Below are 24,846 nucleotides of genomic sequence, written 5' to 3' on the forward strand. Positions count from 1 at the left end.
ATGGCCAGCATTCCCCGCAGCGCGTATGCCGAGATGTTCGGCCCCACCACGGGCGACCGCATCCGCCTGGCCGACACGGAACTGTTCATCGAGATCGAGCATGACTATGCGATCTACGGCGAAGAAGTGAAATTCGGCGGCGGCAAGGTGATCCGCGACGGCATGGGCCAGTCGCAGCGCTGCGCGGCCGAGGTGATGGATACCGTCATCACGAATGCCGTCATCCTCGACCACTGGGGCATCGTGAAGGCCGACATCGGCCTGAAAAATGGCCTGATCTTCGGCATCGGCAAGGCGGGCAACCCGGACATCCAGCCCGGCGTGACCTTGGCCATCGGCGGCGCCACCGAGATCATTGCCGGCGAAGGCCTGATCGTCACGGCCGGCGGCGTCGACACGCACATCCACTTCATCTGCCCGCAGCAGATCGAGGAAGCGCTGATGAGCGGCGTGACCACCATGCTGGGCGGCGGCACGGGACCGGCCGTGGGCACGGCCGCCACCACCTGCACGCCGGGACCGTGGCACTTGCACGCCATGCTGGCGGCCGCCGACGCCTTCCCGATGAACCTGGGCTTCATGGGCAAGGGTAACGTCAGCCTGCCGCTGCCGCTGGAAGAACAGGTGCGGGCGGGCGCCATCGGCCTGAAACTGCACGAGGACTGGGGCAGCACGCCGGCCGCCATCGACAACTGCCTGTCCGTCGCGGACCGCATGGACGTGCAGGTGGCGCTGCACAGCGACACCCTCAATGAAGGGGGATTTTTGGAACACACGCTGGCCGCCTTCAAGGACCGCACCATCCACACGTTTCACACGGAAGGGGCGGGCGGCGGCCATGCGCCCGACATCATCGCCGCCGTGGGGCAGTCGAACGTACTGCCGTCGTCGACCAACCCGACGCGCCCGTTTACCGTCAACACGCTCGACGAGCACCTGGACATGCTGATGGTGTGCCACCACCTGGACCCGGCCATCGCGGAAGACGTGGCGTTTGCCGAGTCGCGCATCCGCCGCGAGACCATCGCCGCCGAGGATATTTTGCACGATATCGGCGCCATCTCGATGATGTCGTCCGACTCGCAAGCGATGGGGCGGGTGGGCGAGGTGATCATGCGCACCTGGCAGACGGCGCACAAGATGAAGGTGCAGCGGGGGCCGCTGGCGCCCGACACGGCGCGCAGCGACAATTTCCGCGCCAAACGCTATATCGCCAAGTACACGATCAACCCGGCCATCACGCATGGGATTTCCCACGTGGTCGGTTCCATCGAGGCGGGCAAGATCGCCGACCTCGTGCTGTGGAAGCCGGCCTTCTTCGGCGTCAAACCATCAATGATACTCAAGGGCGGCATGATCGCCGCCGCGCAGATGGGCGACCCGAACGCCTCGATTCCCACGCCGCAGCCCGTGCATTACCGCATGATGTTCGGCGCCTTCGGCGGCGGCCTGAAAAAGTCGTTCACGTTTGTCTCGCAGGCGGCCTACGACCTCGATATCGGGCACCAGCTCAAACTCAATAAATCCGTCATCGCCGTGAAAAACATGCGCGGCTTGCGCAAGCACGACATGATCCATAACAGCGCCACGCCGCACATGGAGGTGGACCCGGAAACCTACGCCGTGCGCGCCGACGGCCAACTGCTCGTGTGCGAGGCGGCCACCGTGCTGCCCATGGCGCAGCGCTATTTTCTATTTTAAGCAGGAGACATCATGCTCACATTGCATACCAAACTGGCGGCTGACGATACTCGCGCCGCCGTTGCCCAACTGGTGCTGCCCTACGACCAGCGCGAAAAATGCCGGCTGCGCGCCGTGCTGTCGAATGGCGACGAGGTGGCCGTGTTCACCGTGCGCGGCACGGTGCTGCGCGACGGCGAGCGCATGACGGGGCCGGAAGGGCAGGTGGTGCGGATCGTCGCCGCGCGCGAACCGACCTACCTGGTGCGCTGCGCGGATGCGCACACCCTGCTGCGCTGCGCTTTCCATTTGGGGAACCGCCACACGCAGGCGCAGGTGGGCGACGGCTTTTTGCGCATCCGCACAGACCCCGTTTTAAAAGAAATGCTGCAAGGCTTGCAGGCGATGGTGACGGAGGAAAGCGCGCCGTTCGAACCGGAGGCGGGCGCGTATGGCGGCGGCCATGGTCACCACGACGGCCACGGCCAGCATTTGCTGGCACCCGTGCCGCTGCGGCAGAAAATCCACCGCCCTGGTGACACTGCATGATGCAGGCCTCGGCCCTGCTGCATCTGCTGCAGTTCGCCAGCCCGGCCCTGCCGATCGGCGCCTACAGCTATTCGCAGGGGCTGGAAGCGGCGCTGGAGTCAAGCCTGGTGCACGACGCGGCCACGGCGCGCGCGTGGATCGCCCAGCATCTGACCTTGGTGGTGGCGCGCTGGGAAGCGCCGCTGTGCTGGCGCTTGATGCAGGCGTTCGAGCAGCAGGATTTGTGCGCCGTGCAGCGCTGGAGCGAGCGTTTCATCGCTTCGCGCGACACGGCGGAATTTCGCGCCGAAACCATCCAGATGGGATATTCATTGACCAAATTGCTGGCCGAACTGGGCGTGGCCGACGGCGTGCTGATCGACATGCTGCAGGGGCAGCCGGAAGTGGCGCTGCCCACGGCGTATGCCTGCGCCGTGGCGGCGCTGGCGATTCCGCGCGAAGAGGCGCTGCTGGCCATGCTGTTCGCCTGGGCGGAAAATCAGGTGCTCGTCTGCGTGAAATCCGTGCCGCTGGGGCAGGTGGCGGGCCAGCGCCTGCTGCTGTCGCTGCGGCCGGAACTGGAAGCGGCGGCGCTGACGGCGCAAACGTTACCAGACGACGAGATGGGCAACTGGGCGCCCGGCCTGTCGCTGCTGTCGATGCGGCACGAAGTGCAGTACAGCCGCCTGTACCGTTCCTGAACTATTGAATGAGAGAGCAAACATGACATCGATTACCTCCAATCCGCTGCGCGTAGGCATCGGCGGCCCGGTCGGCTCGGGCAAGACGGCCCTGTGCGAAATGCTGTGCAAGGGCATGCGCGAGCGCTACGACATGGCCGTCATCACGAACGACATCTACACCAAGGAAGACATGGAAATCCTGCTGCGCGCCGATGCCTTGCCGGCCGAGCGCCTGATGGGCGTGGAGACGGGCGGCTGCCCGCACACGGCCATCCGCGAGGATGCGTCCATCAATCTGGAAGCGATCGCGCGCATGCAGGCAGATTTTCCGCATCTCGACTTGATCCTGGTCGAATCGGGCGGCGATAATTTGGCCGCCACATTCAGCCCTGAACTGTCGGACCTGACGATTTACGTGATCGACGTGGCCGGTGGCGAAAAAATCCCGCGCAAGGGCGGGCCCGGCATCACGCGCTCCGATTTGCTCATTATCAACAAGACGGACCTGGCGCCGTACGTGGGCGCCAACCTCGATGTGATGGCGCAGGATGCCAAACGCATGCGCGGCGAGCGCCCCTTCGTGTTCACCAACTTGCGCAGCGGCGACGGCGTGCAGGTGGTCATCGATTTTATCCGCGAGCAAGGTTTGCTCGATCAACCAGGCAAGGAGCTGCAATGACTGCAAGACTGATGACAAAAACGGCCGCCGTGGCCGCGCTGTACCTGCTGGCCTTGCCGGCGATGGCCCACCCCGGTCATGGCGAAAGCGTGGGTTTTCTGGCCGGTTTCGCCCATCCGTTCACGGGCATCGACCACTTGCTGGCCATGCTGGGCGTGGGTATCTGGGGCGGCCAGCAGCGCCGCGGCCTGGGCCAGCCCGTCACTTTTCTCGGCATGATGCTGCTCGGTGCGCTGGCCGGCATGGTCGGATTGACGGTGCCCGGGCTGGAAACGGGCATTGCCGCCACGGTGGCGCTGGTGGGGCTGGCCATCGCGCTGGCGCTGGCCTTGCCGAACTGGCTCGGCATGCTGCTCGTGGGCATGTTTGCGCTGGCGCATGGCAATGCGCATGGCCAGGAATTGCCGGCTGCCTCGGCCGCGTGCGGCTTCCTGCTGGCTTCGGCCATGCTGCTGTGTGCGGGACGTTTCGCCGGCCAGGTGCTGGCCGGGCGCGTGCTGCGCGTGGCCGGCGTGGCCTTGACGGCCGCCGGCGTGGTGCTGCTGGGAGTGAACTAAGCGCCGGGGCGCTTCTCGGACAGCACGATGGGCGCCGCCTTTTCCGGATGCAAGCCCTGGTGGCCCGCATACACGGCGGCGATGGCGGCCATGTCGGCATCCTTGTCGCCCGTCAAGTATAAATGGTCGACGACGCCCAGCACCTTGTTCGGGTAGTCGATATACACCAGCAGCAGCGGCACCTTGGCGGCCAGGGCCAGGTGATAAAAGCCGCTTTTCCAGTTCGGACGGTAGCTGCGCGTCGCTTCCGGCGTGATGGCCAGCCAGTACCAGTCGGCGGCCAGCATGCGCACGGCCTGACGTTGAATCGTGCCGCTGGTGGTGCTGCGGTCGACGGGTTCGCCGCCCAGGTAGCGCAGCACCTTGCCCATCGGGCCGCGGAACAGGGAATCCTTGGCCAGCCAGCGGAACGGCAGCGACAGCGCCCATTTGCCGAACAGGCCCACCATGAAATCCCAGTTCGACGTGTGCGGGTAGACGACGACGATGCCGCGCGGCCCCGGCAGGGGACGGAAGCGCAGGCGCCAGCCAAATAGCTGCAGCACGCGCAACGCGCAGCGCTGGTGCCAGGTCGGCAAGTCGTCCGCTTGTACAAATAAATCGTCCATTGATACCCTTCAGTGACACTGTTCTTGATCGGATGGCGCTGCTGGCCATTTTCCTTGAAACAAAAATTCTGCGCAGGCATTCTATACGGGGCTGGCGATGGCGACAAGCAGCCGAGGCCGCTATTCATGCGGCGTCGGGGCTGTTTGTACTGCCATTTTAACCATGCTTGCTTCCAGTGCCGGGCACTAAATGCACACAATGTGGTCAAACCTTGATGCAGCATTGATCCACCCGACAGGGAGCCATGGCATGAAAAACAGTATCGAGGAACTAGCTGGGGAGAATGTCCGAACGGACAAAGTGATGGCCGAGCTCGTCGAGCGGGGCGTGGCGTTTCATCACGCCCTCGGTCGGACGGTGGCGACAGCCTACTTGCGTGAGCACGCGGTGCCGGCCGAGGTGATACGCCGCGTGTTCAGCAGCGTGCAGGCGCGCCGTCCGGCCCGGCCGGCACGGCGCCGATGGCGCTGAGGGACAGGCGGCAGCGACGAAGTGCCGTTGCTGTCGCCCGGAGTGCTGTTGTTTAAGCCAGTGCCGCCAGTGCCGGGTAGTCCGTGTAGCCGGTCGCGTCGGGTGCGTACAGCGTGTCTGGGTTCAGGGGATTCAAGGGCGCGTCACTGTGCAGGCGGATGGGCAGGTCGGGGTTGGCGATGAACCACAGGCCAAAGGCCACGGCATCGGCTTCGCCCTTGGCCAGCAGGGCTTCGGCTGCCGCCTTGTCCATTTTCTCGTTGGCAATGTACACGCCGCCAAATGCCTGCTTCAGGTACGGACCCAGGCGGTCTTCACCGAGCGCTTCGCGCGCGCAGATGAAGGCGATGCCCCGTTTGCCCAGCTCGCGTGCCACGTAGCCGAAGGTGGCGCGCGGGTCGGAGTCGCCCATGTCGTGCGCGTCGCGGCGCGGCGCCAAATGCATGCCGACCTTGTCGGCGCCCCAGACGGCGATGCACGCATCCGTCACTTCCAGCATCAGGCGGGCGCGGTTTTCAATCGAACCGCCGTAGTTGTCGGTGCGCAAGTTGGTGCTGTCTTGCAGGAACTGGTCGAGCAAATAACCATTCGCGCCGTGGATTTCCACGCCGTCGAAACCCGCTTTTTTCGCATTCTCGGCGCCCAGGCGGTAAGCCGCCACGATGCCGGGAATCTCTTCCGTATCGAGCGCGCGGGGCGTGACGAATTCCTGTTTCGGGCGCAGCAGGCTGACATGGCCGGCCGGCTTGACGGCGCTGGGCGCCACAGGCAGGTCGCCATCGAGGAAAACGGGCGCGGAAATGCGGCCCACATGCCATAGTTGCAGCACGATCAGGCCGCCCGCGTCATGCACGGCCTTGGTGATGTGTTTCCAGCCTTCCACCTGCTCGTCGGACCAGATGCCCGGCGTGTCCGCATAGCCCACGCCCTGCGGCGTGACGGCCGTCGCTTCCGAGATAATCATGCCGGCCGAAGCGCGCTGCGTGTAGTACTCGGCCATCAGGGCGTTGGGCACGCGGCCCGGATTGCCGGCGCGCGAACGCGTCAGCGGCGCCATGATGATGCGGTTTTTCAGTTGCAGGCTGCCAATGGTGATGGGGTCGAATAAGGTTGCCATGATTACTATCTTTCCTGTCGAGAGTGCCGCGAACGGCGATATGGATGGGGTTGCTGTTACAAACCTTGCTGCATGTGCTCCAGAAAAGCCTGGATAGTGGCTTCATTGCGCTTGAAAAAGCTCCATTGGCCAACTTTCCTGGCTGAAATCAAATCGGCCTTTTGCAAGGTGGCCAGGTGGGCCGAGACCGTCGATTGCGACAGACCCAGCTTGCGGTCGATCAGTCCGGCACAGACGCCGAAGTCGAGCGGATGCTCTTGCTCGCAAAAATATTGCTCCGGCTCCTTCAGCCACTGCAAAATCTGCCGGCGTACCGGATTGGCCAGCGCCTTGTGGATGGCGTCGATGTCCATGCTGTTTCTCCTGGTCGATGTTCGTCTTCAAGCGATATATGGTTCGTCTTTTGTGAATTTCAATATCGGTATATTACGATATAAGTAAAAAGCGTGAAGGCCGATGGATTTTTCAGGCAGGAATCAATCGAAGTGGAATAGCAGCAAGGCGATGACGGCGGGCACCGTTTGCAGGTAGAGGATGCGCGTCATGACAGTCGCCGCGCCCCATACGCCGGCCACGGCGATGCAAGCCAGGCCGAAGACGGTGAATGCATGGGCGATGGCCGCGTCCGGGTGAAAAAAGCCCAGCGCCAGCGCCGCGACGAGAAAGCCGTTGTAGCAACCCTGGTTCGACATGGCGGGACGCACGATCTCCGCCTTTTCCCTGGACAGGCCAAACACCTTGCGTCCGCGCGCATCGAACAGCACGGTTTCCAGCAGCACGATGTAGACGTGCAGCAGCAGGATGAGGGCGGTAAGGATTTGGGCCAGAAGCAGCATCATTGTTCCCGAGAGTGAATAGGTGCGGCAATTATGCTGCCAAGTGCCTGTTTTTTGGCAACATCACCAGAAAAAATGTGCTGGCGGCAAGAGCCTTCACCCGATGGTATACTTTTCCTTTTGCTCCTGTGGGGACGACCCCGCTCGATGTGGGGGCTGCATGGCGGGGACGACCCTGCCGCCTCAGGAGAGTGTGTATGGCGTGGATCATCTTGGTATTGGCCGGTTTGCTGGAAATCGGCTGGGCCATCGGCCTCAAATACAGCGCGGGGTTTACCCGCCTGGTGCCGTCCGTACTGACGGCCGTTTCCATGCTGGGCAGCGTGGTGATGCTGGGCCTGGCCTTGCGCACCTTGCCGTTGGGCACGGCGTATGCCATCTGGACGGGCATCGGCACCGTGGGCACGGCCATCTTCGGCATCATGGTGCTGGGTGAGCCGGCCAGCGCCGCGCGCATCGCCTGCATCGCATTGATCGTGTCCGGTATCCTGGGCTTGAAACTGCTCAGCCCTCAATAAAGGATGCCAGCATGAGTCTCACCATGACGTATTTCTACCTGGCCATCGCCATCATCGCCGAAGTCATCGCCACCAGCGCCTTGAAGGCGTCCGAAGGCTTCAGCCGTTTGTGGCCCAGTGTCATCACCGTGATTGGCTACAGCATCGCCTTCTGGTGCTTGTCCCTGACCCTGAAAGTCATTCCTACCGGCATCGTGTACGCGATCTGGTCCGGCGTGGGCATCGTGCTCATTTCCGCCGTCGGCTGGTTCTGGTTCAAGCAAAGCCTCGATACGCCGGCCTTGATCGGCCTGGGGCTGATCATTGCCGGCGTACTGGTGATTAACCTGTTTTCCAAGTCCGTTGGTCACTAATCAAAAGCTGGCGGCGACCCTTGCCAGGTAATACCACTCGGCATTGGCTTGCGCATTGACGTCCGGGAACAGAATGTAGGCGTCGAACTCGGCCGTCACGGGCGTGCCGTCCGCGCGCACGCCGATCTGATCGCCCTGTTTGACCTTGTCAAAGCTGGACCAAGTCTTGATGAAGCGGTCGCTTGCATGCAGCTTGTCGTGCACGACGACCATGTTCAGCGCTTCCATGTCGGCGTCGGCGATCGGTTCAGGCTGTGGCGCATCGATGAAGCCGAGGAAGGCCAGGGTGTTCATGATGGCGCGGTAGGCAACATCTGGCGCGGCCGGGTCGGCGTGCTGGCCGCATTCCAGGGTCAGGGCATAGCCACCCGTCGAGCGCATGTATTCGGTGGTGCCCACGCCATAGCGCAAGACCAGGCCCACCTGGTCGCTATTGCCCAGGCGGCGCTGCACGCCCTGGCCATACGCATGCAGCCAGCCATCGACGAAGCGGCGCACGCCCAGGCGGCGCGCCAGCGCGCGTTCCTTGTCTTCATGTTGAAACGGTTGCAGCGGGCCATCGTTGTTGCGCGGTCCTACCATGACGAAGGGCTGGCTGTCGGCATTGAATGAATGCAAGTCCAGCAGCACGTCGTGCTGGCCCAGCAGAGGGCACAGCCAGTTGGCGATGCGGTCTTCGAAATCCTGTGGATTGTCGTTTGGAAACAGGTTGCGGTTCAGGTTGCGGTCGCCGCTGCGCACGCCCTTGGCGTAGGCCAACGGGTTGGTGATGGGCACGAAAGTGACGCTGCCGGCCACGATGGAGAGGGCGCCGCTGTCGAGTTCAGCCATCACGCGGTGGATGCCCTTGGTGCCGCAGGTTTCATTGCCGTGCACGGCGCCCGTGACGATCAGGCGCGGGCCGCTGCCCTGGCCCGTGTAGTTGATGGATTTGAAGTGGAGTGCGCTGCTCATGCTGGACATATCCTATGCTGTTGCGGGAAGGGAAAGCGGGGTCGGCATATTTTAGCGGGATTCGCCGTGCACGCCTGCAAAAAGTTGGCCATGGCAAGGTGCGGCATGGCATGATCGGCGCCACCGTTGTTTTCCCTTGCCGATTCCATGTCCAGTACGTCCCATTCTTCCCGTCTGTATGGCCTCGATACCTTGCGCGCGCTGGCCATCGTGCTCGTCTTCATGAACCATTATCTGCTGTTCGTGAGCGAGGGCGGGGCGTTTGGTTTCTGGGGCGAAATCGGCTGGGTCGGCGTGGACCTGTTCTTTGCCCTCAGCGGCTATCTGATCGGCAACCAGATCTTTGCGGCCTTGCGCAGCGAACACGGCTTTTCCTTGCCCCGCTTCTATGCGCGGCGCTTCCTGCGCACCTTGCCCAGTTTTTATGCCGTGCTGGCGCTGTATTATTTGTGGCCCGCATTTCGCGGCGATAGCGCGCTTATTCCTCTGTGGAAATTCCTGACCTTTACGCAAAACATCAATCTGACGCCGGGCACGGCGTTTTCGCATGCGTGGTCGCTATGCGTGGAAGAGCAGTTCTATGTGCTGCTGCCGGCCGTGGCGTTGGCAATTGCCGCCTGCCGCAAGTCGTTGCTGTGGGCCTGGCTGGCCGTGGCCGCCAGCTTGATCGTCGGCATGCTGCTGCGCGCGTATTTGTGGGATGAATATGTGCAAGTGCCGCGCGGCGGCCTCGGCTATTACAAATATATTTATTACGCGTCGTGGTGCCGCTTCGACGAACTGGTGGCGGGCGTGGCGCTGGCGCTGCTGAAGAATTACCACTCCATCGCCTGGGCGCGCCTCACGTCATGCGGTAACCGCACTTTGCTGGCGGGAATCGCTGGCACGGCGCTGATGTTTTATGTATTTCTTACCGATCACTACGGTTATTGGGTGACGGTGTTCGGCTATCCAGCCCTGGCCGCCAGTTTTACCTTGCTGTTGATCGCCGCGCTCAGTCCCGGCAGTGCGCTATATCAACTGCGCGTGCCGGGTGCGGCCAGCCTGGCGCTGTGGTCGTATGCGATTTATTTGCTGCACAAGCAGCTGTGCATCCTGCTGCGCCCGCTTTTGCAGGATAGGGGTTATGGGCCGGACAGCCTGCCGGCCATGCTGATGATGATTATGTTGAGTATCACCACGGGCTGGCTTTTATATGCATTGGTGGAAACGCCGTTCATGCGTTTGCGCGCGCGCTATGTTCCCGCCAATCATGCTTGATTACATATCGATCACGTCGAGCCCCCGTGGCGTGCCCACCAGTAATTCCAGGATGGCATGCACGCGCAGGTTCGTGTCTTCATGTTCCGTGTTATAGATCAGGGTGCGCAGGCCGGGCACGGCTTCCGTGATGTGGGGGCTGGCGTAGGCATTGATCAATAACAAGACCAGGTCCGTGGCGCCCGCGCCGGGCTGGCGCCGCAGCCGGTCGTGGATCACGTTCAGCAGCGCGCGCTGCATGCGCGGCGTGGGATTGGTGATGTAGGCGAAGACGCTCGGCGTGTTGGCGATGGCCGCGCAGATGCGCCGCTCGATCTCGTCGGGCTTCACGTCGGAAGCGATATCGAAGTACGCGGCTTCCCAGCGCGTGCGCGCATAGGGGTGATTAGGCGGGAAGGAGTCGGCCGTTTCAAAACCGCAGATGCGGCTCAGGGTTTTCAGCCAGGCTAATATGGTGGAGTTCATGCCGCGATTCTAGCGGCATTCCGCGTGCGCCGGGCCGACTCTATATAAAGAGGGCTGACGCCCGGGAAGCGGATGAAAAACAGATTAAAGTTTCCTGTAAAACAGCCCTTGTCATTCTGGGAAAGCCTCTCTATAATGCTGGTCTTCGGGGGCGGTTAGTTCAGCTGGTTAGAATACTTGGTCGACATCCAAGGGGTCGGGGATTCGAATTCCTCACCGCCCACCAGAATTTGGCAGTAGATGGTTTTAAGCTGGCGCAAGCCGCAAGCGGTCATTTGAAATACAATGATCAAAAAAGTTTTACGGGCGGTTAGTTCAGCTGGTTAGAATACTTGGTCGACATCCAAGGGGTCGGGGATTCGAATTCCTCACCGCCCACCAGAATGCAGTTAGAGAGAAAGGTAAAGCCGGTTATGACACCGCGAACTACTACCAAGCTTTGGGAGTGACGCTAGTCGAACGGGTTTCCTTTGTCTCAAGAAAGTGAAAAACGCGGCTAGTCCGCGTTTTTTTGCGTCTGCGTTTTCCTTTCAGTTATTTTACCCATCACATCGCAGTTTTACCTGGCGCCAGCGCCGATATGGAGATCAATATGCTTACAATCCGACTTCCCGATGGTTCCGCCCGTCAATTTGACGGCCCGGTCACCGTGGCCCAGGTTGCGGCCAATATTGGTACCGGCCTGGCCAAGGCTGCTCTGGCCGGCAAGGTCGACGGCAAGCTGGTCGACACCTCCTATCTGATCGAGCAAGACGCGGAACTGGCGATTGTCACGGACAAGGATGCCGATGGCCTGGAAGTGATCCGCCACTCGACGGCCCACTTGCTGGCGTATGCCGTCAAGGAACTGTTCCCGGACGCACAAGTGACCATCGGTCCCGTGATTGATAACGGCTTTTACTACGACTTCGCCTACAAGCGCCCGTTCACGCCGGAAGATTTGACGGCGATCGAAAAGAAAATGACGGAACTGGCCAAGAAGGATGAGCAAGTCACGCGCAAGGTCGTTGCCCGCGACGAAGCCATCGAATACTTCAAGGGCATCGGCGAGGCGTACAAGGCTGAGCTGATCGGCTCGATCCCGGCCGACCAGGAAGTGTCGCTGTATTCCGAAGGCAAGTTCACGGACTTGTGCCGTGGCCCCCACGTGCCATCGACGGGCAAACTGAAAGTCTTCAAACTGATGAAGCTGGCCGGCGCCTACTGGCGCGGCGACTCGAAAAACGAGATGCTGCAGCGTATCTATGGCACGGCCTGGGCCAAGAAGGAAGACCAGGAGCTGTACCTGCACAACCTGGAAGAGGCGGAAAAGCGCGACCACCGCAAGCTGGGCAAGCAGCTCGATTTCTTCCATTTCCAGGAAGAGGCGCCGGGCCTGATCTTCTGGCATCCGAAAGGCTGGTCGATCTGGCAGCAAGTCGAGCAATACATGCGCAATGTGTACCAGGTCAACGGCTACCAGGAAGTCAAGGCGCCGCAAATTCTCGACCGTGGCCTGTGGGAAAAAACCGGTCACTGGGATAATTACCGTGAAAACATGTTCATCACGGAATCGGAAAACCGCGCGTATGCGCTGAAGCCGATGAATTGCCCTGGTCACATCCAGATTTTCAACAATGGCATGCGCAGCTACCGCGACCTGCCATTGCGCTACGGCGAATTCGGCCAATGCCACCGCAACGAACCGTCGGGCGCCTTGCACGGCATGATGCGCGTGCGCGGCTTTACGCAGGATGATGGCCACATCTTCTGCCTGGAAGAGCAGATCGCCGGCGAAGTGACGGCTTTCCACCAGCAGGCGATGGATGTCTACACGGCTTTCGGCTTCACGAATATCGACGTGAAGCTGGCCTTGCGTCCCGATAATCGCATCGGTACGGAAGAGTCCTGGGATTTTGCCGAGGAATCGCTGCGTTCCGCCCTGCGCGCCTGCGGCGTGGAATGGACGGAATTGCCGGGCGAGGGTGCGTTCTACGGTCCGAAGATCGAGTACCACCTGAAAGACAGCCTGGGCCGTGCATGGCAAGTGGGCACCGTGCAGATCGATCCGTCGATGCCGGGCCGTCTGGGCGCCGAATACGTGGCCGTGGACAACACGCGCCAGGTGCCGATCATGCTGCACCGCGCGATCGTGGGTTCGCTGGAACGTTTCATTGGTATCCTGATCGAACACTATGCGGGCGCCATGCCGTTGTGGTTGTCGCCAGTGCAAGTGTCGGTGTTGAATATTTCCGACGCTCAAGCTGACTATGTACAGGAAGTTACAACAAAACTGCGCAAAGCGGGGCTGCGCGTACAGGCTGATTTGCGTAACGAGAAGATTACCTATAAAATACGTGAACATTCCGTACAAAAATTGCCTTACATCTTAGTAATTGGCGACAAAGAGCGGGATGCAAATACAGTGGCCGTGCGGGCGCGGGGCAATATCGATTTGGGCGTTATGTCCGTCGATGCCCTGATTGAGCGACTCAAACATGAAGTCGACACCAAGGCCTGACGAGGAAACTCGCTGCACGACCGTCTTACAAGATTTTTAAAGGAAATTACAATAGCTACTGACAAGTCACATCGCATCAATGGCGAAATCACTGCCCCTGAAATGCGTTTAAGCGGGGTCGATAACGAGCCACTCGGTATCGTAAGTTTGGCTGAAGCCTTCCGCCTGGCGGAAGAGGCAAACGTCGACCTGGTGGAAATTGCGCCTACCGCGCAGCCACCGGTGTGCCGTTTGATGGACTACGGCAAATTTAAGTATTCGGAGCAAAAGAAAGCTCACGAAGCCAAATTGAAGCAAAAGATCATCCTCGTGAAGGAAGTCAAATTCCGTCCGGGGACTGATGATGGTGACTACAATATCAAGTTGCGTAATCTCATCAAGTTCCTCGATGAAGGTGATAAAACCAAAATCACGCTGCGTTTCCGCGGTCGTGAGATGGCGCATCAGGATATTGGCTTCCGCATGCTGGAACGTCTGAAAGCCGATCTGGAGCCGTATGGCCAGGTCGAGCAGTTCCCGAAGATGGAAGGCCGCCAAATGATCATGGTTCTTTCGCCGAAGAAGAAGAAGTAAGTTACAATAGCGTTTTACTGTGGATCGACGTGATTTGCGCCAGCATTGGTGCGGCACCAGATTCCAGGCAGAATTTGCGCGGCCCTGACAGCAATGTCCGGGCCGCGCGAACTGTAGCGGACTCGCATCCGCTGCACAGCATGTGAAAGCAGGCATCTAAGCGCAGCGTCGTGTTGCCACCTGCAATCCTGTTATAAATGGAGCTGTCCGTAAGAGGACAGATTGCTATGCCTAAAATGAAGACCAAAAGCTCTGCGAAAAAACGTTTTCGCGTGCGTCCGGGTGGTACTGTTAAATGTGGTCATGCGTTCAAACGCCACATCTTGACCAAGAAAACCACCAAGCTGAAACGCGCTCTGCGCGGTACCACCAATGTCGCTGCGTCTGACGTGAAATCCGTCTACCGCATGATGCCGACTGCTTAATCTCACACTCAATATAAGGAGTTACTATGCCTAGAGTAAAACGTGGGGTTACAGCTCGTGCCCGTCATAAAAAGATTCTTGTACAAGCTAAAGGCTACCGTGGTCGCCGCAGCCGTGTATACCGTGTTGCCAAGCAAGCAGTTATGCGCGCTGGCCAATACGCTTACCGCGATCGCCGCAACAAGAAACGCGTTTTCCGCCGCCTGTGGATCGCCCGTATCAACGCCGCTTCCCGTGAGCATGGCGTAACGTACAGCGTATTCATGAACGGCTTGAAAAAAGCAAATATCGAACTGGACCGTAAAGTCCTGGCCGATATGGCTGTGATGGACAAGCCAGCATTCGCTGCGATTGTCAACGCAGTTAAAGCAAAAATCGCTGCGTAAGCATCGGTGATTGCACAACGTCATCCGTAGGGTGACGTTATAAAGAGCGGGGCAGGGGTGTGAACCTTATGCCCCGTTTCCGTTTTTGATTGTTGGGTTCTAGATTACTAAATCCAGGATTGATTTCCAAAACAGGAAAAGCCGCATGAACTCCCTAGAAGAACTCGTCGTCTCGGCCCAGGCTGACTTTATCGCCGCCGCAGACGCTGCCGCACTTGAAAACGCCAAAGCCCGCTACCTGGGCAAGACTGGCCAGATTACCGAAATGATGAAGGGCCTGGGCAAGCTGGACCCGGACGCGCGCAAGGCACAGGGCGCCCTGATCAACGCCGTCAAAGTGCAGATCGAGGACGCGCTGACGGCGCGCCGTGATGCACTGGCCGATGCCCAAATGCAAGGCCGTCTGAACGCCGAAGCGATCGACGTGACCCTGCCAGGCCGTGGCCGCATGCCCGGCGGCATCCATCCCGTGATGCGCACGTGGGAGCGGGTCGAGGAAATCTTCCGCTCGATCGGCTTCGACGTGGCCGACGGCCCCGAAATCGAAAATGACTGGACCAATTTCACGGCGCTCAACAGCCCGGAAAACCATCCAGCCCGTTCCATGCAAGACACCTTCTACATCGACGGCAACGACACCGATGGCAAGCCCTTGCTGCTGCGCACGCACACCAGCCCCATGCAGGTGCGCTATGCGCGCACGTACACGCCGCCGATCAAGGTCATCGCGCCTGGCCGCACCTACCGCGTCGACAGCGATGCCACCCATTCGCCCATGTTCCACCAGGTCGAAGGCCTGTGGATCGCCGAAGACATCAGCTTTGCCGACCTGAAGGGCGTGTACCTGAACTTCGTCAAGGCTTTCTTTGAAACGGACGACTTGCAAGTGCGCTTCCGCCCGTCGTACTTCCCGTTCACGGAACCGTCGGCCGAGATCGACATCGCCTTCGGCTCGGGTCCCTTGAAGGGCCGCTGGCTGGAAGTGTCGGGCGCCGGCCAGGTGCATCCGAGCGTGGTGAAGAACTTCGGCCTCGACCCCGAGAAATTCATCGGTTTTGCTTTCGGCTCCGGCCTGGAACGCTTGACGATGCTGCGCTATGGCATCAACGACCTGCGCCTGTTTTACGAAGGCGATTTAAGGTTCCTGAAGCAATTCAACTAAGCGTTGTTCCGTTTGATTCATGGCGCTTGAGCGCCTGTGCGCTCGCGCTGTGAGCTTTGACCATTTGAAGGCTTGATTATGCAATTTTCCGAAAACTGGCTCCGTACCATGGTCGATCCGAAGATGACTTCGGACGAACTGGCCCATCTGCTGACCATGTCCGGTCTCGAAGTCGAGGACGTCGATCCTGTCGCCCCGCCGTTCTCGAACGTGGTGGTAGGCCTGGTCCTGGAGATGGAAAAACATCCGAATGCGGACCGCCTGAATGTGTGCCAGGTCGATGTCGGCACGGGCACCATGCTCAATATCGTCTGCGGCGCGCCCAACGTGCGCCCGGGCTTGAAAGTGGTCTGCGCGATGGCGGGCGCCGTGCTGCCGCCTGGCGCCGATGGCAAGCCGTTTGAAATCAAGGTGGGCCAGCTGCGCGGCGTCGAGTCGCAAGGCATGCTGTGCTCCGCGCGCGAATTGAAATTGTCGGAAGAAAACGCCGGCTTGATGGAATTGCCGGACGACGCGCCGATCGGCCAGAATTTCCGCGATTACTATGCCTTGAACGACTTGAAATTCACCATCAAGTTGACGCCGAACAAGGCGGACTGCCTGTCCGTGCTGGGCGTGGCGCGCGAAGTGTCGGCTCTCACGGGCGTGGCCCTGAATGTGCCGCAGTTCCGCACCGTGCCGGTGTCCAGCGATGAAATCCTGCCCGTCAAAGTCAGCGCGCCGGACCTGTGCGGCCGTTTCACGGGCCGCGTCATCCGCGGTTTGAACGCCCGTGCCGCCACGCCGGACTGGATGAAGCAGCGCCTCGAGCGCAGCGGCCAGCGTCCGTTGTCGGCCCTGGTCGACATTTCCAACTACGTCATGCTGGAACTGGGTCGTCCCAGCCACGTGTTTGACCTGGCGAAGATCCACGGCAGCCTCGACGTGCGTTGGGGCAAGGCGGGCGAATCCGTCAAGCTGTTGAATGGCAACACCATTGCCGTCGACGAGTGGCTCGGCGTCATTGCCGATGAGCAGGAAATCGAATCGCTGGCCGGCATCATGGGCGGCGACGCCAGCTCGGTTTCGGACGATACGGACAGCATCTACCTGGAAGCGGCCTTCTGGTGGCCGAACGCCATTCAAGGCCGCGCGCGCCGTTTGAATTTCTCGACCGATGCGGCGCACCGCTTCGAGCGCGGCGTCGATTTCGCCACCACCGTCGAGCACATCGAGCGCATCACGGCCCTGATCGTGGAAATCTGCGGCACGCCGGCGACCACCGTCGGCCCTGTCGACGACCATGTGGTAAACTTGCCGCAACGCCAGCCCGTGTCGATGCGCACGGCGCGCGCGCAAAAAGTCATCGGCGTGCCGCTCAACGATGCGCTGATCGCCGATATCTTCACGCGTCTGGCCCTGCCATTCACGCTGGCGGACGGCGTGTTTTCCGTGACGTCGCCCAGCTACCGTTTCGACATCGAGATCGAGGAAGACCTGATCGAGGAAGTGGCGCGCGTGTACGGCTTTGAAAACATCCCGACCCTGCCGCCCGTGGCAGCGAACGTGATGCAGATTGCACCAGAAAATACCCGCTCCCTGTTTGCGGTACGTCATGAGCTGGCCGACCTGGGCTTCCAGGAAGTGGTTAATATGAGCTTTGTCGATACGGCATGGGAGCGCGATTTCTCGGGCAACACCAATCCGATCAAATTGCAGAACCCGATCGCCAGCCAGATGAGCGTGATGCGTTCCTCGCTGATCGGCAGCCTGATCGCCAATGTGCGCTATAACCTGAACCGCAAGACGAACCGCGTGCGCATCTTCGAAGTGGGCGCCATCTACCAGCGCGACGACAGCGTGGAAAACGGCCCCTTGTCGGTGGCTGGCTACGCCCAGCCGAAGCGTGTGGCGGCCATGGCCTACGGCGCGGTAGCCGACGAGCAGTGGGGCCAGCCTGCCCGCACGGTCGACTTCTTCGACGTGAAGGCGGACCTGGAAGCGCTGTTCGCGCCGCTGGTCTTGCGTTTCACCAAGGCGGAACACCCGGCCCTGCATCCGGGCCGTTCGGCCAACGTGGAACTCGATGGCAAGGTCATCGGTTTCATCGGTGAATTGCACCCGCGCTGGATGCAAAAGTACGACTTGCCGCTGGCGCCCGTGCTGTTCGAAGTGGACGCCGCCGCGCTGACGCAAAGAGTCGTGCCCGTGTACCAGGAAATCTCGAAATTCCCTGGCGCCAGCCGCGACCTGGCCGTGGTCGTCAAGCAATCGGTAGCGGTGCAGGATCTGCTCGACAGCTTCCACGCCGCCGCCAAGGCCAGCCCTGCAGCGCGTATCGTGCAAGCCATTGTTTTATTTGATGAATATCGTGGAAAAGGGCTGGAAACGGATGAAAAAAGCCTTGCTTTCCGGATTAGCTTGCAAGATACTCAAAACACCCTGCAAGACGATGTCGTCGATGGCCTGATGGCTGTCCTGATCGATGCGGCCAAGCAGGGTCACGACGCGAAACTGCGTTCGTAATACCGGACCGGCCGTCGCCTTGTGTGACGGCCTTTCCGTCGTCAACCGTAGACGAGCTTGCCATGTGGCGGGCTCGGGCGCACAGAAAAGGCAGGGCAGGAAAATTAATAACAGCGACGTTGATTCCGCCGTACTGCAATCCGCACTGGCCGCCGATTTGCATCGGGCCATGCTGGTTGCCAAGGTGCGCCAGGAAGCGGAAAAAGATTTACCCACCTTGACCAAGGCGGAACTGGCCGAACTGTTGTTCGAGCAAGTGGGCCTGAACAAGCGCGAAGCGAAGGATATGGTCGAGACCTTTTTCGACGAGATCCGCAATGCGCTCGAGCGTGGCGAGGCTGTCAAGCTGTCCGGTTTCGGCAATTTCCAGTTGCGCGACAAGCCGCAGCGGCCGGGCCGCAATCCGAAGACGGGCGAAGAGATTCCCATCACGGCACGCCGTGTCGTCACTTTTCATGCGAGCCAGAAGCTGAAAAGCATGGTCGAAGAGACCAGTCCGCTGGCACGTGCTGCCTGAGTGAGTGGCGATGAACGAGCGCATCAGTAAAACCGAGTTGATCGCCTTGCCGCCCATTCCGGCGAAACGTTATTTCACGATCGGCGAGGTGAGCGAGTTGTGCGGCGTCAAACCACACGTACTGCGCTACTGGGAGCAGGAGTTTTCCCAGCTCAAGCCGGTCAAACGACGTGGTAACCGCCGTTATTATCAGCACCATGAGGTGCTGCTGATACGCCGTATCCGCGAATTGCTGTATGAACAGGGCTTTACCATCAGCGGCGCGCGCAACAAGCTCGATAGCCGTGGCGCATCGCATGCCGTCCTCGACGAGTTGCCTGTGCTGCCGGCCATGCCTGTTGTGCCGCAGGAAGCACCGCTGGACCGCGTGTGGATACGCAATGAATTAATTGCGATTTTAAACTTGCTAAAATAAGATTTGTACCAATATAGGTCGGGTTGTCCGATACCGGCCGAGTAGGGCTTGCCGCCCGGGCGCTGCCGCTAGTCTGCGGCGCGCCATATTTTGAATATAATGTTAATGTTGCGTTTTTGTTAGTGACGCTAAGCCGGAGCAGCGTGCAGGTTCCGGTAGTCTTTCCCAGGCCAGGAAAATTTAAGGGGAAACAATGATACGCGTTGCCATTTGTGATGATCACCAAATAGTACGAGCTGGATTCAAGCAGATTTTTTCGTCGTCAAGCGATTTCAGTGTGGTGGCGGAAGCCGGTACGGGGCGCGAAGCGCTCGATATCGCCCGCCGCGAAATATGTGATGTATTGCTGCTCGATATAGCCATGCCCGACCAGAGCGGCATCGATACCTTGCGCACGATCCGCCAGGGCCAGCCGGAATTGCCCGTGCTGATACTGAGCGGCTATCCCGCGCAGCAATACGCGCTGAACCTGTTCAAGATGGGCGCGAATGGCTATCTGAACAAGGAATGCGAAGCCGATGAGCTGATGACGGCCGTGCGCACCGTGTTCCAGGGGCGCCGCTACGTCAGTTCCACCGTCGGTGAATTGCTGGCGCAGTCGTTTGACCGCGATACGAATGCCGCCCTGCATACGGAATTGTCGGACCGCGAGTTCCAGGTCTTCCTGCGCCTGGCGCGCGGCGCCACCGTGTCCGATATCGGCGTGGCCTTGTCGCTGAGCATCAAGACGGTGAGTACTTACCGTACGCGCATCATGGAAAAAATGGGCTTGCAATCGAACAGCGACTTGACCTATTACGCAATGAAAAACAATTTGCTTGACTAGCGCTGCGGTGCGATCATGGAAACATGATCGCTCAGCCAGCTAGCCAGCACGACTTGTGCAGTGCAGCAGTCTGTGGCGAGGACTATAATTGGCCTGCGCGGCGCTTTTTCTTGCGCCGAACCTTGCTAAGGATGCACATCAGGATGTATTTCACCGCTGAACCGGCCCCGAATCACCGCCTGCCCCTGTACAAGACGATCCTGTGCGTCACTTGCGCCTTGCTGCTTGTACTCAATGGTTTCAGCCTCTATCATAACTTGCAGTCGCTGAAGGGCACGAACGCCTTGCTCAGCCAGAGCGCCCGCGTGGCGGACCGCCTGCAGTATTTGAACGTGCTCGTGCTCGATGCGGAAAGCAGCTTGCGCGGCTATTTCATTTCCGGCTCCGAAACGTATCTGGGGCCGTCGAAGACCGCTACCACCGAAATCGACAACGAATTCAGCGAGCTGCAAACCTTGCTCGCGGGCAGTCCCACGCAGCTGAAAAACCTGGCGCAATTAAAGAGCTTGATCCGTCGCAAGATGTCGATGCTGCAAGAGTCGATCGAGGTCTACAAGCAGGGCGGGCTGGCTGAAATCGTCAATATCTCGCGCGTCACCGATGACCGCGCCACCATGGATGAAATCCGCCTGCAGGTGGTGATCATGACGCGCGAACAGAATGAAGCGCTGTCGTCCGGCAGCGCCGCCTTTTATCATGAATACCAGAAAGCCGTGCTGCTCGGCATCGGCATCAATGCCCTGGCCATCCTCGTGCTGATCATGTTCTACCAGTTGGTGCGGCGCAGCTTTCAGAACCGCGCGGCCGTCGAGTATGCATTGCAAAATGCTAACGACACGCTGGAATCGACGGTCAGCAAGCGTACGGAGCAATTATCCGTGCTGTCGCGCCATTTGATCAGCGTCAATGAAGTGGAGAAGGCGCGCCTGGCGCGTGAGCTGCACGATGAGCTGGGTGCCCATTTGACGTCGATCAGCATGGACCTGGGCGCCGTCACGCAGCAACTGGCGCACACGCAGCCTGAACTGGCCGCGCAATTGCGCCGCGCCAAGGCAACCCTGCTGGAAACGGTGGAACTGAAGCGCCGCATCGTCGAGGATTTGCGCCCCAGCCTGCTGGACAACCTGGGCCTGTGCGCCGCCATCGAAAGCTATTGCGAGGATTTCGCGCGCATGAGCTCGGTTCGCTGCGAAACGGACGTGGCCATCAATATCGATAACCGCGAAGCCACCCTGACGATTGCCCTGTTCCGTATCGTGCAGGAATCGCTGACGAATATTCTCAAATATGCGCGCGCCGGCATGGTCAGCGTGACATTGAAACGCAATGAACATGGCCTGGTGCTGCGCGTCATCGACGACGGCATCGGCATCACCGAAGATGCGCTGCAAAAACCCATGTCGCACGGCTTGCTGGGCATGCGCGAACGGGCCTTGCTGCTGGGCGGTACCCTCACCGTGCGCCAGGGGCCGGAAGGCAAGGGCACGTGCGTGGAAGCCGTGATTCCGCTGCCGCTGACGCCGGAGCCGGAAGACATCAATGCGGATGCCGAGGCGTAATTTTCTTTGATACAAAAAAATGGCCGGGCATGCAGCCCGGCCATTTTTTTATCTGTTCAGATCAGCCGTGGATCAGCAGCGCGACACGTCGCGCAGCAAGCGGTCGTATTCCGTCTTGGCCACCTTGTAGCACTCGCCCGCATAGCATTCCAGGCCAGCGCGGTCCAGCACCGTGATATTGCCGCGGCGATAGTGGATCAAGCCTTCATCCTGCAATTTGCCGGCGGCGGCCGTGATGCTTTCGCGGCGCACGCCCAGCATGATGGAGATCAGCTCTTGCGTCACTTTGAGTTCGTTCGATGGCGAACGGTCCAGGCGGTCCAGCAGCCAGCGGCACAGCTTTTGCTCGATCGAGCTGTGGCGGCCGCCGACGGCGTTCTGCGCCATTTGCGCAAACAGGGCGTTGGTATAGCGCATCAGCAACTGGGGCAGCGCGCCGCCCTGGTTAAATGCATCGCGCAGGCTTTGCGTTTTCAGGCGGTAACCGTAGCCGGCGCTTTGCACGACGGCCGTGCACATGGCGCGTTCGCCGGCCAGCAGCGAGGCACCGGCCACGCCTTCATGGCCGACGACGGCGATTTCCGTCGTGGCGCCATCTTCCATCACATACAGCAGCGAAATGATGGCGGTGGTGGGGAAATAGCTGTATTCCAGGTTGTTGCCGTAGGCATACAGTTCCTTGCCGAAAGGCAGTTCCACCAGTTCCAGGTCTTCGAACAGCGATTCGAGCGCGGCGCGCGGCAGGGCGGCCAGCAATTCATTTTGTTGGGCACTGCTGAGGCTAACCCGCGACGCAAGCTTGATTTCCCGTCCGGCCGCCGGCATGGCGCGCGGCAGCAACTGGTTCTTCTGGACCGGGGTGATAAGTTGAGTATGGCTCATAGTATTCCTCACAGGCTTTTTACATCGGAGTGCGACTGCCGCGTTGCTGGTCAAAAAAGTTGCCGATTCCATGTGGTCACGGCGTTTTTGTCGACCGCGCGCTGCAGATCGCGATGTAGCTACTTTAAAAGCTTATGTAAGTGGCGAACATAAGATTAGCAGTCGCCACCTTGTAGTCTCTTTTGAGGCGAAATTGTAGTCCTTGTCCTACACTCACACTTTTGACTAGCTAGCCTTGCGCCGTTCTGCGCGATTTTGTGATATGACGCGCGGCTTGTTGGCACTCCGCAGGCCGGCCGGACGCACGCTGGGCAAGCCGTCACGCATGCTCGTGGCACTCGCCAGGCGCGCGCCTGACGCCTCGTGTTCGCCCAGGCGGAAGCGGCTGACGGCCTGCGTCAGCGCCTCGCCTTCCTGGTGCAGGCGCTGCGAACCGGCGCGCGCCTCGTCGACTAGGCCCGCGTTCTGGCGCGTCATGTCGTCGATTTGCGCCAGCGCCTGGTTGATGCGGGCGATCTCGCCATTCTGCTCGGCGCCCGCGCTGCTGATACGCCCGATCACCACGGCTACTTGCTGCACCGCATCGACGACTTGCCGCATGGTGTTGCCGGCGGCATTGACCAGGTCGCCTCCCGCATCGACGGTGGCCACGGAATCGCCGATCAGGCGCTTGATTTCCAGCGCCGCCTCGTTCGAGCGCTGCGCCAGGCTGCGCACTTCGGAGGCGACGACGGCAAAGCCGCGTCCTTGCTCGCCGGCTCTGGCCGCTTCCACAGCCGCGTTCAGGGCCAGGATATTCGTCTGGAAGGCGATGCCATTGATGACGCCGATGATGTCGACGATCTTGTGCGAGCTGGCCTTGATCGAGGCCATGGTCTCGACCACGGCGCCCACCGTTTGCCCGCCGCGCAGGGCCACATCGGCCGCCGTCGCCACCAAGGTGCGTCCCTGTCCTACATGGGCTTCGTTGCGGCCCACGGTGGCCGTCAGCTCGCGCATCGAATCGACGGTGGCGCCCAGCGCGTCCGCTTGCGTGGCCGTGTGGCCGGACAGGGCGGCATTGCCCTGGGCGATATCGGCGCCGGCCGCCGCGATGACGGCCGCGCCGCCGCGGATTTCCTGCACCAGGGTGGCCAGGCCATGCGTCATGGCGCCGAAGTCGCGTACCAGGTCGCCGATTTCGTCATGCGCCTGCGAGCTGATGCGCTGCGACAGATCGCCCGCCGCCGCCGCGCCGACGGCCACGCGCAATTGCGTCACGTCGCGCGCGAAGGCGGCATAGAAGCCCGCGCACAGGTAGGCGGCGGCCAGCAGCACCAGCAGCATGGCCGCCAGGATCAGGCCGCGGCGCGCCTCGTCGCGGGCGATGCGTTGCGCCAGCAGGCTGTCCAGCGCGCCGGCCGAGGCGCCGGACAGCGCGTGCAGGGCATCGACGGCTTGCATGCCGGCCGCGTGGAATTGCGCGCCCGAGGTCTGGTCGTAGGAATTCGTCACTTCATTTTTCGTGCGTTCGAGGAAGGCGAGCGCGGTCGGCACGGCTTTCAGCGCTCCTTGCAGGCTGGCGCGCAATTCCGGCCTGGCGGCGAGGATTTCGTCGAAGCGGGCCGGCAGGCGTTCCAGTTCGTGGCGCGCGATCAGGGCGTTGGCGTTGACGAGTTGATCTTCGTTCGCTTCGAACAGGCCCGTGTCGATGTAGGCCGCGCCGCGCCCGGCGATGTCGGACAGGCTCTCGGCCAAGTCGGGCAGCGTGGCGGTAAACACGGCGCTCAGGTGGTTGGCGCCCGCGTCGGGGTCGAGGCTCAGGTGCGAACGGTCGGCCACCAGCTGGCCCAGTTTGGCCGCCTGGCGCAGCAGCGCCGTGTGCGCCGCGTAGCTGTCGCGCGCCGCGAGGCCCGCCTGGCGGCCCAGCAGGGCTTGCCACTGCTTCGTCAGCTCGGCCGCCTGGGGCAGGCCGGCGCCGGCCGGCAGGCGCGCCAGGGCCGCCAGAGAAGCCGTGATGCGCGCATTGACGGCCGTGTTGTCCATGCCCGCCTTGCCGCTCAGGCGCAAGTGCTCGAGGCCGCGCCGTTGCTGCAGCAGCCGCGTGCCTTCCTGCAGCTGGCGCACATAGGCCACGCCCTGCTGCGCATCCTGCGCCTGGGCCAGCGACTTGCCCAGCTCCGAGATCAGCAGGGTGGTCGCCAGCGCCAGCGGCAGCAGGAAGACCAGGCAGACAAGCATGAATTTGGGCAGCAGGCGCAAGCGCTGCATGAGTCGGATGGCGGGGGTAAGGAGGATTTTCATCGGTTTTCCAGGGAAGAGTGGCGACATTTCTGCAGTGCAATGTTGCCTGTGGATTGTGACCCCTTGATGAAGTGGGCGATTTCGCTTTTCTCCACAGTGAAGC

27 protein-coding genes and 2 tRNA genes are annotated in these 24,846 nt (G+C 60.8%); 21 read left to right on the forward strand and 8 right to left on the reverse strand.

Going from position 1 to position 24,846, the window contains the following annotated elements; genetic code table 11:
* From ureC to KY494_RS28290, 5 genes are read left to right on the forward strand one after another with little or no spacing between them, the layout of a single operon-like run.
* Complete coding sequence (ureC, locus tag KY494_RS28270; RefSeq protein ID WP_219889176.1) at positions 1-1,701, forward strand: urease subunit alpha; 1,701 nt, start codon at positions 1-3, stop codon at positions 1,699-1,701.
* 12 nt (positions 1,702-1,713) lie between these two features.
* Positions 1,714-2,229 (forward strand): urease accessory protein UreE, encoded by a 516-nt coding sequence (ureE, locus tag KY494_RS28275; protein ID WP_219889178.1) that lies wholly within the window; start codon positions 1,714-1,716, stop codon positions 2,227-2,229.
* Positions 2,229-2,909 (forward strand): urease accessory protein UreF, encoded by a 681-nt coding sequence (locus KY494_RS28280; protein WP_219891774.1) that lies wholly within the window; start codon positions 2,229-2,231, stop codon positions 2,907-2,909. Before ureE ends, KY494_RS28280 begins: the two co-directional genes overlap by 1 nt.
* Before the next feature lie 22 nt (positions 2,910-2,931).
* Positions 2,932-3,570, forward strand: coding sequence for an urease accessory protein UreG (gene ureG, locus KY494_RS28285; RefSeq protein WP_096236144.1), 639 nt, complete (start codon positions 2,932-2,934; stop codon positions 3,568-3,570).
* Positions 3,567-4,127 carry a HupE/UreJ family protein gene (locus tag KY494_RS28290; protein ID WP_258194523.1) on the forward strand — a complete coding sequence of 187 codons (561 nt, stop codon included), beginning with the start codon at positions 3,567-3,569 and terminating at the stop codon, positions 4,125-4,127. Before ureG ends, KY494_RS28290 begins: the two co-directional genes overlap by 4 nt.
* Here the strand turns inward: KY494_RS28290 and KY494_RS28295 are convergent.
* Positions 4,124-4,735 (reverse strand): 1-acyl-sn-glycerol-3-phosphate acyltransferase, encoded by a 612-nt coding sequence (locus KY494_RS28295; RefSeq protein WP_219889180.1) that lies wholly within the window; start codon positions 4,733-4,735, stop codon positions 4,124-4,126. The two genes, KY494_RS28290 and KY494_RS28295, sit on opposite strands and share 4 nt — an antisense overlap.
* Positions 4,736-4,985: 250 nt before the next feature.
* Between KY494_RS28295 and KY494_RS28300 the strand changes: the two genes are divergently transcribed.
* Complete coding sequence (locus KY494_RS28300; RefSeq protein WP_219134665.1) at positions 4,986-5,207, forward strand: hypothetical protein; 222 nt, start codon at positions 4,986-4,988, stop codon at positions 5,205-5,207.
* A gap of 52 nt (positions 5,208-5,259) precedes the next feature.
* Here the strand turns inward: KY494_RS28300 and KY494_RS28305 are convergent, their stop codons facing one another.
* The 3 genes from KY494_RS28305 to KY494_RS28315 all read right to left on the reverse strand — a co-directional run bounded on the left by KY494_RS28305 (position 5,260) and on the right by KY494_RS28315 (position 7,163).
* Positions 5,260-6,324: an alkene reductase gene (locus KY494_RS28305; RefSeq protein WP_219889182.1), complete on the reverse strand. Its 1,065-nt coding sequence runs from the start codon at positions 6,322-6,324 to the stop codon at positions 5,260-5,262.
* 56 nt (positions 6,325-6,380) lie between these two features.
* Positions 6,381-6,677, reverse strand: a complete 297-nt coding sequence (locus KY494_RS28310) for a helix-turn-helix transcriptional regulator (RefSeq protein ID WP_219134667.1) — start codon at positions 6,675-6,677, stop codon at positions 6,381-6,383.
* 123 nt (positions 6,678-6,800) lie between these two features.
* On the reverse strand, positions 6,801-7,163 hold the full coding sequence (locus tag KY494_RS28315; protein WP_375143434.1) for a DUF1304 domain-containing protein: 363 nt from the start codon (positions 7,161-7,163) through the stop codon (positions 6,801-6,803).
* A 194-nt stretch (positions 7,164-7,357) separates the two neighbouring features.
* Between KY494_RS28315 and sugE the strand changes: the two genes are divergently transcribed.
* Together sugE and KY494_RS28325 are read left to right on the forward strand one after the other, a co-directional pair.
* On the forward strand, positions 7,358-7,678 hold the full coding sequence (gene sugE / locus KY494_RS28320) for a quaternary ammonium compound efflux SMR transporter SugE (protein WP_070217981.1): 321 nt from the start codon (positions 7,358-7,360) through the stop codon (positions 7,676-7,678).
* Positions 7,679-7,701: 23 nt separating this feature from the next.
* A complete protein-coding gene (locus KY494_RS28325; protein ID WP_070280339.1) occupies positions 7,702-8,031 on the forward strand; it encodes an SMR family transporter in 330 nt (109 codons plus the stop codon).
* On the opposite strand, the gene KY494_RS28330 is transcribed toward KY494_RS28325, so the two are convergent.
* Entirely contained in the window at positions 8,032-8,994 is a 963-nt protein-coding gene (locus KY494_RS28330) for a succinylglutamate desuccinylase/aspartoacylase family protein (protein WP_219889185.1), read from the reverse strand.
* A gap of 138 nt (positions 8,995-9,132) precedes the next feature.
* Here KY494_RS28330 and KY494_RS28335 point away from each other — a divergent pair, with 138 nt between their 5' ends.
* The gene (locus tag KY494_RS28335) at positions 9,133-10,245 is read left to right on the forward strand and encodes an acyltransferase (protein ID WP_219889186.1); all 1,113 of its coding nucleotides are present in this window, start codon (positions 9,133-9,135) and stop codon (positions 10,243-10,245) included.
* Here the strand turns inward: KY494_RS28335 and KY494_RS28340 are convergent, their stop codons facing one another.
* Positions 10,246-10,710, reverse strand: a complete 465-nt coding sequence (locus KY494_RS28340) for a hypothetical protein (RefSeq protein WP_219889187.1) — start codon at positions 10,708-10,710, stop codon at positions 10,246-10,248.
* Positions 10,711-10,859: 149 nt separating this feature from the next.
* Between KY494_RS28340 and KY494_RS28345 the strand changes: the two genes are divergently transcribed.
* The 12 genes from KY494_RS28345 to KY494_RS28400 all read left to right on the forward strand — a co-directional run bounded on the left by KY494_RS28345 (position 10,860) and on the right by KY494_RS28400 (position 21,578).
* A tRNA-Val gene (locus tag KY494_RS28345) sits at positions 10,860-10,936 on the forward strand.
* Positions 10,937-11,014: 78 nt separating this feature from the next.
* Positions 11,015-11,091 (forward strand) — tRNA-Val (locus tag KY494_RS28350).
* Between the two features lie 211 nt (positions 11,092-11,302).
* The gene (gene thrS, locus KY494_RS28355; RefSeq protein ID WP_219889189.1) at positions 11,303-13,210 is read left to right on the forward strand and encodes a threonine--tRNA ligase; all 1,908 of its coding nucleotides are present in this window, start codon (positions 11,303-11,305) and stop codon (positions 13,208-13,210) included.
* Positions 13,211-13,312: 102 nt separating this feature from the next.
* Positions 13,313-13,783 (forward strand): translation initiation factor IF-3, encoded by a 471-nt coding sequence (gene infC / locus KY494_RS28360; RefSeq protein WP_071076662.1) that lies wholly within the window; start codon positions 13,313-13,315, stop codon positions 13,781-13,783.
* Between the two features lie 227 nt (positions 13,784-14,010).
* Positions 14,011-14,208, forward strand: a complete 198-nt coding sequence (gene rpmI / locus KY494_RS28365) for a 50S ribosomal protein L35 (protein ID WP_010399216.1) — start codon at positions 14,011-14,013, stop codon at positions 14,206-14,208.
* 26 nt (positions 14,209-14,234) lie between these two features.
* Positions 14,235-14,594 carry a 50S ribosomal protein L20 gene (gene rplT, locus KY494_RS28370; protein ID WP_010399214.1) on the forward strand — a complete coding sequence of 120 codons (360 nt, stop codon included), beginning with the start codon at positions 14,235-14,237 and terminating at the stop codon, positions 14,592-14,594.
* Between the two features lie 145 nt (positions 14,595-14,739).
* Complete coding sequence (gene pheS / locus KY494_RS28375) at positions 14,740-15,756, forward strand: phenylalanine--tRNA ligase subunit alpha (RefSeq protein WP_219889191.1); 1,017 nt, start codon at positions 14,740-14,742, stop codon at positions 15,754-15,756.
* 78 nt (positions 15,757-15,834) lie between these two features.
* Complete coding sequence (pheT, locus tag KY494_RS28380; RefSeq protein WP_219889193.1) at positions 15,835-18,261, forward strand: phenylalanine--tRNA ligase subunit beta; 2,427 nt, start codon at positions 15,835-15,837, stop codon at positions 18,259-18,261.
* Between the two features lie 169 nt (positions 18,262-18,430).
* Positions 18,431-18,778, forward strand: coding sequence for an integration host factor subunit alpha (locus KY494_RS28385; RefSeq protein WP_010399205.1), 348 nt, complete (start codon positions 18,431-18,433; stop codon positions 18,776-18,778).
* 10 nt (positions 18,779-18,788) lie between these two features.
* On the forward strand, positions 18,789-19,193 hold the full coding sequence (locus KY494_RS28390; RefSeq protein ID WP_116744898.1) for a MerR family transcriptional regulator: 405 nt from the start codon (positions 18,789-18,791) through the stop codon (positions 19,191-19,193).
* 193 nt (positions 19,194-19,386) lie between these two features.
* Positions 19,387-20,019 (forward strand): response regulator transcription factor, encoded by a 633-nt coding sequence (locus tag KY494_RS28395; protein ID WP_034783185.1) that lies wholly within the window; start codon positions 19,387-19,389, stop codon positions 20,017-20,019.
* A 143-nt stretch (positions 20,020-20,162) separates the two neighbouring features.
* Positions 20,163-21,578, forward strand: a complete 1,416-nt coding sequence (locus KY494_RS28400) for a CHASE3 domain-containing protein (protein WP_219889195.1) — start codon at positions 20,163-20,165, stop codon at positions 21,576-21,578.
* A gap of 72 nt (positions 21,579-21,650) precedes the next feature.
* Here KY494_RS28400 and KY494_RS28405 read toward each other — a convergent pair whose 3' ends face one another.
* Positions 21,651-22,460 carry a Crp/Fnr family transcriptional regulator gene (locus tag KY494_RS28405; RefSeq protein WP_099763284.1) on the reverse strand — a complete coding sequence of 270 codons (810 nt, stop codon included), beginning with the start codon at positions 22,458-22,460 and terminating at the stop codon, positions 21,651-21,653.
* 225 nt (positions 22,461-22,685) lie between these two features.
* On the reverse strand, positions 22,686-24,743 hold the full coding sequence (locus tag KY494_RS28410; protein WP_219889197.1) for a methyl-accepting chemotaxis protein: 2,058 nt from the start codon (positions 24,741-24,743) through the stop codon (positions 22,686-22,688).
* Between the last annotated feature and the right edge of the window lie 103 nt (positions 24,744-24,846).

This window comes from Janthinobacterium sp. PAMC25594 (assembly GCF_019443505.1).
Lineage (GTDB): Bacteria > Pseudomonadota > Gammaproteobacteria > Burkholderiales > Burkholderiaceae_D > Janthinobacterium.